This is a genomic window from Thalassolituus alkanivorans, from assembly GCF_020447205.1.
GTDB lineage: Bacteria > Pseudomonadota > Gammaproteobacteria > Pseudomonadales > Oceanobacteraceae > Venatoribacter > Venatoribacter alkanivorans.
In genome coordinates this window covers 248,010-261,384 of the sequence record NZ_JAJAEL010000039.1, presented here as the reverse complement: position 1 = coordinate 261,384, position 13,375 = coordinate 248,010, and the positions used below count along the sequence as shown (strand labels likewise).

12 protein-coding genes are annotated in these 13,375 nt (G+C 53.9%); 5 read left to right on the top strand and 7 right to left on the bottom strand.

Annotated features, from left to right (window positions below):
• Nucleotides 1-120 precede the first annotated feature (120 nt).
• Both LGT44_RS16615 and LGT44_RS16610 read left to right on the top strand, forming a co-directional pair.
• Complete coding sequence (locus LGT44_RS16615; RefSeq protein ID WP_230332404.1) at nt 121-399, top strand: hypothetical protein; 279 nt, start codon at nt 121-123, stop codon at nt 397-399.
• Nucleotides 392-775 (top strand): hypothetical protein, encoded by a 384-nt coding sequence (locus LGT44_RS16610; RefSeq protein ID WP_145466661.1) that lies wholly within the window; start codon nt 392-394, stop codon nt 773-775. Before LGT44_RS16615 ends, LGT44_RS16610 begins: the two co-directional genes overlap by 8 nt.
• 9 nt (nt 776-784) lie before the next feature.
• Here LGT44_RS16610 and LGT44_RS16605 read toward each other — a convergent pair whose 3' ends face one another.
• The gene (locus LGT44_RS16605; RefSeq protein WP_230332403.1) at nt 785-2,392 is read right to left on the bottom strand and encodes a DUF4124 domain-containing protein; all 1,608 of its coding nucleotides are present in this window, start codon (nt 2,390-2,392) and stop codon (nt 785-787) included.
• A 162-nt stretch (nt 2,393-2,554) separates the two neighbouring features.
• Entirely contained in the window at nt 2,555-3,454 is a 900-nt protein-coding gene (locus tag LGT44_RS16600) for a diacylglycerol/lipid kinase family protein (RefSeq protein ID WP_225692843.1), read from the bottom strand.
• Between the two features lie 181 nt (nt 3,455-3,635).
• Here LGT44_RS16600 and LGT44_RS16595 point away from each other — a divergent pair, with 181 nt between their 5' ends.
• Nucleotides 3,636-4,112, top strand: coding sequence for a hypothetical protein (locus tag LGT44_RS16595; RefSeq protein WP_145466664.1), 477 nt, complete (start codon nt 3,636-3,638; stop codon nt 4,110-4,112).
• A 161-nt stretch (nt 4,113-4,273) separates the two neighbouring features.
• Nucleotides 4,274-4,732: a CZB domain-containing protein gene (locus LGT44_RS16590; protein ID WP_230332402.1), complete on the top strand. Its 459-nt coding sequence runs from the start codon at nt 4,274-4,276 to the stop codon at nt 4,730-4,732.
• Between the two features lie 105 nt (nt 4,733-4,837).
• Here the strand turns inward: LGT44_RS16590 and LGT44_RS16585 are convergent, their stop codons facing one another.
• The 5 genes from LGT44_RS16585 to LGT44_RS16565 all read right to left on the bottom strand — a co-directional run bounded on the left by LGT44_RS16585 (nt 4,838) and on the right by LGT44_RS16565 (nt 12,630).
• Nucleotides 4,838-7,459, bottom strand: a complete 2,622-nt coding sequence (locus LGT44_RS16585) for an ExeM/NucH family extracellular endonuclease (RefSeq protein WP_230332401.1) — start codon at nt 7,457-7,459, stop codon at nt 4,838-4,840.
• Between the two features lie 118 nt (nt 7,460-7,577).
• Complete coding sequence (locus LGT44_RS16580) at nt 7,578-8,285, bottom strand: substrate-binding periplasmic protein (protein WP_230332400.1); 708 nt, start codon at nt 8,283-8,285, stop codon at nt 7,578-7,580.
• A gap of 97 nt (nt 8,286-8,382) precedes the next feature.
• Nucleotides 8,383-9,363 (bottom strand): CobW family GTP-binding protein, encoded by a 981-nt coding sequence (locus LGT44_RS16575; RefSeq protein ID WP_230332399.1) that lies wholly within the window; start codon nt 9,361-9,363, stop codon nt 8,383-8,385.
• Between the two features lie 55 nt (nt 9,364-9,418).
• Complete coding sequence (locus tag LGT44_RS16570) at nt 9,419-11,917, bottom strand: ABC transporter permease (RefSeq protein WP_230332398.1); 2,499 nt, start codon at nt 11,915-11,917, stop codon at nt 9,419-9,421.
• Nucleotides 11,914-12,630, bottom strand: a complete 717-nt coding sequence (locus LGT44_RS16565) for an ABC transporter ATP-binding protein (protein ID WP_408033937.1) — start codon at nt 12,628-12,630, stop codon at nt 11,914-11,916. Before LGT44_RS16565 ends, LGT44_RS16570 begins: the two co-directional genes overlap by 4 nt.
• Nucleotides 12,631-12,721: 91 nt before the next feature.
• On the opposite strand from LGT44_RS16565, the gene LGT44_RS16560 reads away from it, so the two are divergent.
• Nucleotides 12,722-13,309, top strand: coding sequence for an arylesterase (locus tag LGT44_RS16560; protein WP_230332397.1), 588 nt, complete (start codon nt 12,722-12,724; stop codon nt 13,307-13,309).
• Nucleotides 13,310-13,375: the final 66 nt, after the last annotated feature.

Here is a 13,375-nt window from a genome sequence, read left to right as displayed (position 1 = left end):
TATCTTTTAGATAATAAACACAAATGATATTTATTCGCAACAATGCGAAGTGCAAAGTTATGCCAGCTCACACCGGAGCCACGGTTTTGCTATGCTCTGCCGGTCGACAGGAGATCATAAATGACTGAAAACAAAGGGACTGCGCTGCTGCGCTGGCTGCAGCACAGGGCTGAGCAGGACCGCGCCAATCTGCGCTTATTTGTACTGGGAGCCGCGGTGTTCTTTGCCGGGCTGGGGATTATGCTGATGGCACAAAAGTATCTTCTGCCTTCACTGGTACAGGAAATTATCAGTCTTGCAGGCCTGATATTGGCAGCAGTGGGTGCTCTGTGTGCCGCTCTCGGTTATATTGCGCTGAGCATTCTGCGCATCATAAGGCTGACCCGGAAAAATGACTGAACACTTCCCCGATATTGAAATTTACATCATGAAAGCTGACCCTGCGGCGGTACGCCAGTGGCTGCAGGATGCGCTGCAACAGCCTCTGCAGACGCTGAAAGAGAACGCCGGCAGCCACCACTGGCAGGTGCAGGTGAAAGACAACAGCATGGATATTTTTCTCAACGAAAATGCCGAGAAAAATTTTGCCAGCCTGTGGTTTAAACAGAACCTGACGCCATGGGCAACCGACCTCGACTGTGGCCGCGCTGCTCACGCAGCACTGAGCAGCGAAGTACGCTGCTCTGACAGTGGCTGGCAGGAAGAACATGATGGCGATGAGCCAGGCTGGATTAAATTAATCCGCGGCGAAGAAAAACCCTTCGACTGGGTGTAAAAACCCGCTTTATTGCAGATATTGCTGCGCTTCAACATTGCCCAGATCGACGGATTTCTGGGCATAAAAGCGCATTTTTTCTTTGTCTTTCATATGATAATAAGTCCCGGCAATCTCCAGCAGAGCCTTACTGTCATTCGGTTTTAATTCAATATACTGCAACCAGTATCTGGCGATCTGGGCAAAATCTTTATTCTTCCGGATCAGGGCATAATCCAGCTGGTAATAGTTGTCGAAATCTTCAGGATCCAACTCAATAGCCTTTTTAAGATCAATCTCGGCATTGCGCCAGTCTCCCTGATGACCATAATAAAGTGCGCGGTAGTAATACACTTCATCATTATCCGGGGCTAACTGCAGTGCTTGTTCATAGGCCGCAACCTGTGCACCGGGTAACATCTCTGAGCGTTTTTGATAGGTCTGTCGCGCCAGACTCAATGCAATATCTTTACGCAGGCTCTGATATTTTTCGTTCTCCGGATTCAGCAGGCAGGCCTGACGTATTGCTTTACCGGCAGCACTGTATTCCTCTCGTTTATATTCACTCCAGGCCAGTTGCTGGTAATAGCTGCTTTCATAAGGATACAGAGTGATTGCCCGCTGATGCGCCTGTGCCGCCGCGGAATATTCTTTTTTGTCGTACAGCGTCCGGCCCTTACCATCGAGCGCTTCATCGTTGTCACCCAGCTGCAGCGCTGTATCATAATATTTCAGCGAATCGTTATAATGATTCGCGATGCGTGAATCTTTGCCCGCTTCCTGCAGTATAAATCCGGGAATCTGCGCCAGCAGTGAATTGTTGTTTACCTCTGAGACTGCCGCTTCAGCGATAGCCTTCATGTTCTCATAGGAGCCACCCCAACGTGGAGCCTGAGTGATAATAAAATTACGATAAAGCGTATAGCTGGCCGGTTGTAACTCAATGCCCTGTAAAAAAGCCTGCTGGCTACCCTCGTTATTGCCTAATAATTTTTCTGTCCAGATTAATAACGCATAGGCCGGCAACATATCGGCCTTACGCTGAATAACCCGCTGTAAATCAGCACGGGCCAGTTCTGCATAGGATGTCATACCCTGAATCTGCTGATCACTGGTTTCGGAGCTGACGTTACCGCCACGACTGGCCCAGGCCATCGCGTAATAATAATTTGCCCTTGCCATATAGGGTTGCACATTAACCGGGCTGCTGTTCACCCAGTCATTCAGTTGCTGGAGATAATTTTCGCGGATTACCCGGAAAGCAGCATAGGCGGCAACTTCACTGCGCTCACTGCGAATATCTTTTTCACGCAAACGGCTCAGAGCCTGAAGACGCAGATTCAGGCTGGTGTAATTCTTTTCGGCCAGCATCTGGCGTAAGGAAACGATGAACTGAATGGCATCAGAAGAAGATGAAGAAACAAACTGCGCAGCTGCGCTATCAGGAGCAGTCGACAAATGACTGTTACGCTTCTGAGCTCCGGGATTAACGGTTTCGACCTTAGCAGGCGTTTGACTGGTTGCCGGAGGCTTGTCGCTGAAATGCACCTGACCTTTATCGTCGGTCCATTTATAAACCTGAGCCTGCGCGCTGGCGACCCATAATGAAAACAGCAGTAACGACAGCGTTATGCGCATATAACCCTCCTTGTTATCCTTCATCCATTATCGTGAAGAGTAACAGTTTGAGGGTTACATGTAACCGCTGCCTGCAGATGAATCAGGGCCAGATAGACCAGGGTCTGTTAACACCAATTAAACAGGCCCGAATTAAACAGGCCCGAATTAAACAGGCCCGAATTAAACAGTCTGAGGAATAAGCAGGCGTACCGGGCTGTCTTCCATCTGCAGATGCAGCGGCAGCTCGGCCAGCGAATCGCCATCGGCCTGCACCGGCTCGCGTTCGGTACCGGCATTCAGTAATTCAATCTGCACATGACGGGCAGCAACAGATTTCATACCCGGCATTTTTTCCATAATACCCAGCGGTAAACCCAGCAGAATACCCAGGAATTTCAGCGGATTGCGGCCGGAAATCATCAGCACCTGAGTAGTCGCCTTGCTTAAGTCGGCCTGACGCGAAAGTACAAAAGATCCGGCATAATAACGGCCATTGGTAATCACCACAGAATTGGCCTGATAACGTTCACCATCAACCGTCAGCTGATAGGTTTTCTTACCGAAATGACGCAGTTGCTTAAGCATCGATAACACATAAGCCAGCTTGCCGACTTTCTTTTTTAACGCCAGGTCAACGTTATCCACCACCCAGGCGTCGTAGCCAACACCAGCCATCAACACAAAACGACGGCCGTTAATATCACCCAGATAAATCGGCTTTTCGCGGCCATTAATAATAATGTCAGCGATCTTGTCCGGCGCCTTACCGATACCCAGTTCAGCGGCCAGCACATTGGTCGTACCGGTCGGAATCAGCGCCAGACGATAGCTCTGGTTATCACGCTGGCGCAGACCATTGACCACTTCATTTACAGTACCGTCACCACCGGCCACAGCGATCACATCAAGCGGGCCAGTATATGCAGACAGGTAACGGGTGGCATCGCCAGCACTCTGTGTCGGATACAGGCTGACATCACAACCACGGTTGCTCAGCGCCTGCTGTACAGCTTCAACAATGCGGCGGTTACCGGAGCCGGAAACCGGATTAAAGACGATCAGAACCTGTGTTGCGGCCACGCGGCATACTCCCCATCGGCGCACTGGCGGCAATAAACAGAGGTGGGGCCAGCGCGGCGCGGATTATAGCGGAATGATGACAGCCAGCCTATTGATGGCACTCTGAATGCCTGCAGGAAAAACTTGCAAATGATAATTGTTATCATTAGATTGTTTTGCCAGCACCAACAAGGAGGCTGCTATGCCCACTTCTCACTGCGAATCTGCTGCCTGCAGCCCCTGTGCCCTACCCAGTGCACGGGTTATCCGTCCACAACAATTCCGCTCAGCGCAGACCCCACAGGGTGGCAGTCTGGTACCTGTGCATGAGCAGCAGCGACTTGCCCAGCTGGAGTTGCAGATACGTTCCCACCGGGGCAACGAACTGCACCCGGAATGGCTGAATGAATATCTGGATCTGGGACTGGAGCTGGCCTGCCGCGCCGGCGAACGCCAACTGCAGCCGTTGCAGGAAAGCTGGCTGACGCGGCTGTATAACACGCTGCGCGATGCCACGTTCAATAGTCAGGCGGCCAGCTGCTGGCGCTGTCAGTGCCTGGATTATCTGTACCAGCCATTCTTTGCTTTGCAGCATCTCTACCGCAGCCAGCCAGAACGCCGGAATCATCTGAGTGCCATCGTGCATGAATTTTCGCTGGCCAGCCGTTATCTGAATTAAAAACGGGCAGGAGCGCCCGTACCGAAATGGACTGAGGGTAAGCAGGGATGCACTTATCCGCATAGAATTCCCGGTAAAATGACTCAGAGATGCTTTCAGGCACACGGCACTTTCGCCGTTTATTGCTAGGCTGAGGTTATCTGTAAGGATTTCTGAAACTCATGCCTGTTATTGCCAATATTTATCTCAGCGATGCCGACAGCGAAAAGTGTCTGCAACAGATCACCCGGGCCAAAAGCGCTCACTTACGCTGGCGGGCATACGCCCAGGCTCTGCTTGCCGGTCAGGAAATAGAAGAAGGTCAACTGCCGCTGGAGCATACGGAATGCCAGTTTGGCCGCTGGTATTATGGTGCCGGTCAGGCTCTGTCCACGCTTCCGGCCTTCCGCGCCATAGAATCTCCGCACCGGCAACTGCACCAGATCAGTCTGGATTTATTCCGTTTATTAGAACACGGTGAAACACCGCCGTTCTGGCAACAGCTGCTGGGTCTTAAGAAAAAAAGCGATGCCAAGAAAACAGCGCAGATACAGCAGCAGGCAACACAGCTTACCAGGGTGTCGGCTGAACTGTTAAAGGCACTGGATACACTGGAGCAACAACTGAAATCCTCCGGATAATTCATTTCTGAACGACTTAATTACCGCCAACGGTGCAATAAAAAAGCCCCGGCGATAAACGCCGGGGCTGATTTTACATCCTGTATTTTTCTCCCTTAAGATCCCTCAGCTGCGACGACGCAGCGCTGCAATCATTGCCAGCACCAGCAGAGTCAACGGATGCAACGGGCCACCGTTGTTATCATCGTCGTTGTTATCGCCGCTGTTATTATTGTCTCCATTATCTGATCCGTTATCCGGATTTTCGGGATCCGGTTCCGGTGCGTTTTTATCGATACGCAGTGCCACCACAATAGGATCATGATCCGAAGAGCGGTAAGCATCAGCATTGGCATAGTTATCGATTGAGTCGTAATCCTGACCCGTTGCTTCAGTCTCATAATCCATCAGACTGTCTTCTACCGAATTGATATGCCAGGCATCAACACTGACCACATGGGCATAAAAATCAGCGGTCGCCAGTGCGTGATCCAGGCTGCCAAGGAAACCACCAAAGGAATAGGAATACGGCTGAGTTTCTGTCGATTTTTCGCTGTATTTCAGATTGCTGAAACCGGCATCCAGAATTGTATTAATCGGATCTTCTTTGCTGTAAGCATTCAGATCACCCAGCACCAGCTGCGCACTGCTATTAACCCCGGTTGGCTGGGTTGCCAGATATTGCACCAGTGCCTGTGCCGCACGATTACGGGTCTGATTACAGTTACCCTGACCATCGGCGCCTTCATTATCTTCATTGCAGGCGGAGCCTTTGGATTTCAGATGATTAACAGCAACCGTAAAGACCTCATCATTCATACTGAATGACTGAATCAATGCCGGACGGTTTTTAGTATCGAGGAATAATGGCTGATCATTTTCATCTTTGGCTGAATTGCTGCTGTCGAGAATGGCAGCAGTACCAACGGCAGTCACTTTTCCGGCACGGTAGATCAGCCCCACGGTAATGGCATCGCTGCCAATGGTACTGACGCCCGGATTAATCAGGCTGTATTCATTGCCCGCGGTTTGCTGTTTATTCAGTTCGTTAACCAGAGTCTGAATCGCACTGTGCTCACCGAAACCGTCATTTTCGATTTCCATCAGGCCGATAATATCGGCATTCATGGCGGTTAACGCTGCCACAATTTTATCGCTCTGCATGGTGAAGGCATCATAGGTTTTGGCGCCACGACTGGTAGGAAAGCCACCACCCTGTCCATCACCATTAAAATAATTCAGCACGTTCATACCAACAATAACCAGGTTGGCATCGGCGGCAATCGTGGGGGCGGCTGTACGCGGGTGCGTCGGATCAATGGTCAGTGCAGAAGGAATCACGGTGTAATTATTTTTATAAGCATGCATCACACCATCGAAGGTGCTGACGCTGTCACCGATACGCAGCGGGTTCAGCGCGCTGAAACCACTGTCATCAGGAAACGGAATAAACGCCGGATAGGCCGCGGATACACCATCGTCGATTAATAACACATCCAGTGCGCGGGCAGCGATGGCCGCCTGCGCTTCTGCCGATTGTGGTGCTGCAATTTCGGTACTCTGGAAATGCAGTGCCGATGACACAACAAACTGGCCGTAATTGCCAAAGCCGTAACCCGTACCAAATAAATCGCTGACGATCAGGTTCTGCGAGCTGTTAATACGCATGCCTTCCAGCGCTTCCAGCTGTTGCAGATTATCGACCGGCAGAGTGACGGTTACCGCGGCTGGCAAGACATTGGCGGAAGAACAGATCACCAGCTCCTGCACATTTTTCAGCTGGGTAACCTGCTGGTATTCAGCAACCTTGGCCATTACCCGGACTTTGTCTCCGCTGTTAACGGCATTTTTATAGTCATAAATGAAAATACCTTCAGAGGTCATGGCATCGTTATCAGCATCGGTGTCTTCTTCCTGCAGCCAGAAACCACTGTACTGGTAAGAGCTGTCACCGTTAGCCAGCAAACCGCCCTGTTTATCCAGTGTGACGATACCTTCGACAATCACAGTTTCGCCCAGCAGCGGACTGGCATCAGCACTGACATCAGCAATGTTGCCCTGTACTGCACTGATTAAACGAAATTCTGGCTGACTGGTTTCTCCGCAGTTACCCAGCACAGGTTCTACGACAACATTACAGGCCGATGCAGCCCCCGGAGTCGGAGTTGCGCTGATAAAACCGGCACTATTACGTGCACCTCCGGCACCATTTTCACAGCGCTGCAGCGACTGGTTGTCTTTATCACTATTGGCATTTTCATTTATTTGCGGCTGACCGGCATTCAGCAGTACCAGCAGACCAGAGTCATCATTATCGTCGGTGTCGTATACCAGCGCATCAATCAGGTTGGTGGTGGTGACCGCAGTATTATTCGGGAAGTCAGCGACAGCGGCCTGATATAACGCAACCGCATCGGCACCGTTCTGAATCAGGTCGCTGTCGGGGGAAATATCCAGATCACAGCCAGCAACGTTAGCGGCATCGCCACAAATAACAAAATAACCCTGAGCGTCAGTACTGTGGCCGCTGAGATCGATCGTCAGATAACTCTGATCGCTAAAGCCATTAAATAACACCACAACATGGCCATTCAGAGAGGTATTGCCAGTACCGCCATCATAAAGCTCGATAAATTCGGCAGTATCCGTACTTGTATTATCAGAATCAACTTCGTTAATCAGCAGCGTACTGTCAGCCCAGCTGCTCAGACTGAGCCCCAGCAGGCTTATGGTAAAAAGCGCTTTCATCGTATTCCCCGGCCGCAAATGAATGTATTCAGCGGGGCATTAAAGAGGAGGAGTGTTGCAGATAAGATACGGATTATTGACAGATTTATGTGCGTTATATGACAACGCGAAAATCCGGCTAGCGATCGTAAAGGCCATTCATTATGCGCTGATATTCGCCACTGCTTTTCAGCATTCTCAGACCTTCGTCCAGCATTTTGGCATAATTCTGGGCATTGGCATTCTGACGGCTAAAGGCAATATAAATATTGCTGGTATGATTTTCTTCACCGCGGCGAATCAGCGAACGGTCATAGTGGCTGTTCGCCATAGTGTAATCAAACACCTGGTCAAAAAAGATCGCGCCTTCAACCCGCTCATTCAGCAGCATGGCAATCATCTGCTGCTGTTTGGAAACCTCAATCAGTTTTAACCGGTGGCGGTGCTTTTCAAATTCGGCGCCGTATTCATAACCATTAATAACCGCCAGTTGAGTGCCGTCGGGAATATCGGCAGGGCTATGCCAGTTTTTTTCTTTACCCGCTTTAAAATAATAAGAGGCTCTGGCAGTAAATAATGGCTCGTTACCAAACAGATATTGCTCTTCAGTGCTGGGCTGACGGGTCACATTCCAGCAACCATCGGCTTTACCAGCCAGCGTGAGGTTTAATGCGCGCGCGTAAGGCACGGCCTGAATATTGAGTGTGACACCACTGTGGGCAAAAGCCGCAATGGCGAGATCCCGGGAATAGCCGTTGCCCTGTGAATCAGAAAAGGGAGGCCAGGCGTCTTCGGCTGCCAGACTCAGCGTCAGCGCATGACTGCCGGCGCTGAATAGCGGAGCCAAAAAAACAGCAAGCCGGAGGCACATTAAAAACACAGGACGCACAATCATCTCCGTCTATTCCGTACAGACCCATGCCTGTGATGTATTTATCTGCGGGTTATTGCTCAGCCTTGCAGGCCAGCAATGCCTGCTGCAGCTCCGCAGCTGTTAATGGTTGCGAGTGCAGTAATTCCAGCCGGCTTTCGTCCGGCATGCGCGTTGGCATTTCACTTAACACTCCATCACGCATATTAAGCACCAGCGGCCCTTCGTCGGTAAGTATAATACCTTTCACCCGCTGCACATCGAGGCTGTTCAGCCAGCCACGTAAAGCCCGTGCCGAAAAGACCCAGTCAGCGCTGATTAACCAGCCAACGGAGTAATACCCCTGGCCATGATTTTCCAGCAGCCGCAGCTCTTCACCGTCGGCCAGCGCGTTCTGCGGTGCCAGATCCTCGCGGGCATGCTGATGCGCATGGGCATCAGGATGCAACGCCAGGCGCTGCGGCTGAGCCCCACCCGCCAATAATTCCAGCGGTATTTCACCATTTACCACCCAGGCGCTGGCGGTTTTAGCCGGCTCAGCGCGCTGCAGTAATTGCTCAAACGCGTTGCGGTCAGCGTCTGTTGCCAGATCCGTTTTGTTTGCCACCAGCACATCGGCCAGCTGAATCTGATCGGCAAAGACGTCATTATCCAGATAGCGCGGGTCACTGAGATGACGCGGATCAAGCACACATAGACTGGCACCCGGTTGCAGAATGTCGCGGTAGTGTTCATTACGCAGGGTTTGCAGGATATTGCGCGGATGCCCCAGCCCGGTGGGCTCGATCAGCAGTACATCGGGTTTTTCCCGCGCAATCAGCATATTCAGACCAATCTGGAACGGCAGGCCGGAAACACAACACAAACAGCCGCCGGGCACTTCTTTAACCACTGCCCCCTGGCTGGCGAGAATGGCGCCGTCGACCCCGACTTCACCAAACTCGTTGACCAGCACCGCCCACTTTTCGCCGGCCGGCTTTTGTTTCAGCAGGTGCAGGATAGCCGTTGTTTTACCAACGCCAAGAAAACCGGTAATCAGGTGGGTGCGGATCATGACAGGATCTCAAAAACAGAATTGTTACATAATAACACTACTGTCCACCTACCTGTCACTCCACCAGCTCACGCAATACGGTCAGTGGTGCCACTGTCACGGTGCGCCGCATCAGCCACATACCCGGCAGCGCCAGTAACAGCGCCGCCAGCGGTGGCAGCCATAGCCACACCCAGCCCAGACCATCGTATGGCAGCGACAGCAGACCGCGGTACAGGCCAAAGCAGATCGCTTCGGCACCGATAAGCGCCAGCAACGAGGAAATAAAACCGAGCAAAGCAAATTCCGCCAGATGGCCGCGGCGCAATAACGCGGTACCGGCACCTAAGGTGCGCAACACCGCACCTTCGCGCAGGCGCTCCGGTAATGCCGCCACCAGTGACGACAGCATCACCAGCAGTGCAGCCACCAGCACAAACAGCAGAATCAGCTCCACCGCCAGACTGACCTGACTGAGCAGCGCCTGCACCTGGCCCAGCACCACCTGCATATCCAGCAGGGTAATGCCCGGATACTGACGAATCAGCGCCGTCAGCTGCGCCTGAGATGCCGGTGGCACATAAAAACTGGTGAGGTAATTGGCCGGCAGCTGCGCCAGCACATCGGCGGAGAACATCATGTAGAAGTTCGGCGTCATGGTGCCCCAGTCAACACTGCGGATACTGCTGACCACCGCACTGAATTCCACCCCGCCGGCACTGAATGCCAGAGTGTCGCCCAGACCAACGCCCAGCCGTCCGGCCAGGCGCTGCTCCAGCGATACCTGCCCGCTCTCATCCAGCAGCGTTTGCCAGCTGCCTTCTTCAATCACATTAGCAGCCGGTAGTTGCTGATCCGACGTCAGCGCCAGATCGCGGTTAATCGCCGGGTCATCGGCCACCGCCAGCTCCTGCACGCTGACATCATTAATGCGCAACAGGCGGCCGGGCACCATCGGGTACAGTTTCTGACTTTGCAGTCCGGCGTCCTGCAGTGACTGGCGGAAGTCATCCACTTCATAGGGCTGGATATTAATGGCGAACACATTGGGCGCATCGTCCGGCAGGCTTGCCTGCCAGTCGGCCAGCAGGTCGTTGCGCAGTGCGCCGATCACCAGCATCACCATCATGGTCAGGGCAAAGGCAAGAATCTGCCCGGCACTCTGGCGGCTGTTGCGGCTCAGATGCTGCCAGGCAAAACGCCACATCAGGGGTAAATCACGCTGTGCCAGCAGACGACGCAGATACTGAATCAGACCATTCAGCGCCAGCAGCATAATCACCACCAGCAGACTGCCACCGCCCATCATGCCCAGCGTCATCGGCAGATCATGGGTAAACAGGAACAGCAGCAGGGTCAGCGCGATCAACGCCAGCGAGGTAATCAGCCAGCCGGATAACGGCACCGGCTGCAAATCACGGCGCAGCACCCGCAGCGGCGTCACCCGTGCCAGCGGTAACAGATAAGGCAAGGCAAAGCCGAGCAAAGTCAGGACACCGCTGCTGGCGCCCAGCAGCCAGGCCGACCAGGGCGCCGCCGGTAACGGCTGCGGCACCAGTTCACCCAGAACCGCCAACAAGCCCGCCTGTAACCCGGCCGCCAGCGCCAGACCGGCCAGCGTCGCCACCAGCCCCAGCTGCAACAGCTGTAAGGCGTAGATATTCCACACCTGTGCCCGCGCCAGACCAAAGGTACGCATCAGCGCGCTGATATCAAAATGGCGGCTGGCATAGCGCTGGGCACTGATCGCCACCGCCACACTGGCCAGCACCACCGCCAGCATCGCCGCTAAGCCAAGATAACGCCGCGCCTTATCGAGGGCATTGGTCATCGCCTGATTGCTGTCGGCCAATGATTCAAATTTCTGATTGGGCGCCAGATCGCGGAAGGTCCGCAGCTGCGCCAGTGCCTGCTCATCGCCGAGCAACAGCAAGCGCCAGTTCAGACGGCTGCCAGCGGCGGTTAACCCACTGCTTTCCAGATCGGCCCAGTTCATCATCAGCCGCGGTGACAGATTATAAAAATTTCCGCCACGGTCACTTTCTTCAACAATGACCGCACTGAGGCGCAGGCGGGTCGTACCCAGCTCGACCTCATCGCCCAGTTGCGCATTCAGCAATGCCAGCAGACGCGGCTCCACCCAGGCCTCACCGGGCAGCGGCCCCTGTGTTGCATCCAGCGTGGTGGCGTCATCGCCTGCCTGCTCACGGATGCGCAGAATACCGCGCAGCGGATAGCCTTTATCCACCGCTTTGATCGCCGCCAGCGACATATCATCACCATGCAGCACCACCGAGGGGAAGGTCAGGGTCTGGCTGGTGCTCAGCCCTAACCTCTGCGCTTCTTCCTGCCAGGCCGGATCAATCTGGCTGGTCGACTGCAGGCGCAGATCAGCACCGAGTAAATCGTTGGAGCGGGACTGCATCGCCAGATCGAGACGGGCACTGAACAGGGCAATGGCGGTGGTGGAGGTGACGGCAATCAGCAGGGCCGCGAGAATCAGGGTCAGTTCACCACTGCGGGCCTCGCGCAACAGCAGGCGCAGCGCCAGCAGCCATTGACGGTACAGCGTCATAACGCCTCCAGCCGGCCAGCGTTCATATGCACCCGGCGCTGGCAACGTTGCGCCAGACGTTCATCGTGGGTCACCAGCACCAGCGTGGTGCCACCGGCCTGATTCAGCTCAAATAACAGATCTTCGATCTGCGCGCCGGTTTTGCTGTCGAGATTACCGGTGGGTTCATCGGCAAACAGAATCGCAGGCTTGCCGGCAAAGGCACGGGCAATAGCAACCCGTTGCTGCTCGCCGCCGGACAATTGCGCCGGGTAATGCAGCTGCCGTTCGCCCAGACCCACCTGAGTCAGCAGCTGCCTGGCTTCGTCACGGGCGTTGCGCACACCACGGATCTCCAGCGGCAGCATGACGTTCTCCTGCGCCGTCAGCCCCGGTAACAGCTGGAAGTTCTGAAACACAAAGCTGACACCCTGCGCCCGCACCGCAGCACGCTGATCTTCATCCAGCGCCCCCAGCTCATGCCCCAGCAACTCCACACTGCCCGTGGTCGGAAGATCCAGCCCGGCCATAATGCCCAGCAGGGTTGATTTACCACTGCCGGAGGCGCCGACAATGGCTACGCTCTCGCCCGACTTGATCTCAATATTCACAGCCTGCAAGATGGTCAGCCGCTGGGAGCCGGTATCCACCACTTTGCCCAGCTGCTGAATACGGAGAGAAAACCCGGTGTCTGCTTTCTTACTGTCTGTCGCTGTTCGGTCACGCCCGCTGATATCGTCTGTCGTTGCGCGATTCAGGCTGTTGCTCACACTGTCCGTCAAAGTCACTCTCCCTTTGCCGTTATTAATACTTCTGGCTCTGCCCATGAGTGTACAGGCAGAACCGCGGATTCTGGTCGTTGGTGACAGCATTAGTGCCGGATTTGGCGTGCCGGTGCAACAGGGCTGGGTCGCTTTATTACAGGAATCGCTGCAACAGCGCGTTCCCGCGGTTCAGGTGATTAACGCCAGCATCAGTGGTGACACCACCAGCGGCGGCCTGACACGCCTGCCCGCACTGCTGCAGCAGCACCAGCCGGATCTGACCATTATCGAGCTGGGCGGTAATGATGGCCTGCGCGGCACTCCGGTGCGTGTCATCGAAAAAAACCTGCAACGCATGATCATGCTTTCCAATCAGGCAAACAGCGACGTTCTCTTACTGGGCATGCAGATTCCGCCTAACTATGGTGCGCGATATGCCAGCGCCTTTCAGGCGGTGTTCGCTGAATTGGCCACACAACAAAACACCCTGCTGCTGCCATTTCTGCTGGAAGGTATCGCCACCAAAGCAGAGCTGATGCAGCCTGATGGCATCCACCCGACCAGTGCCGCACAACCTCTGATGCGCGATGCCGTTCTGTCAGTACTGAACGGTTGGTTAAGTGAGTATCTGAGCACTAACAACGACTGACTTCTATACTCCATTCCTGAGGGGCCTGCGGCATTCTGCCTGATGCTCCGGATAATCAGGGATCGA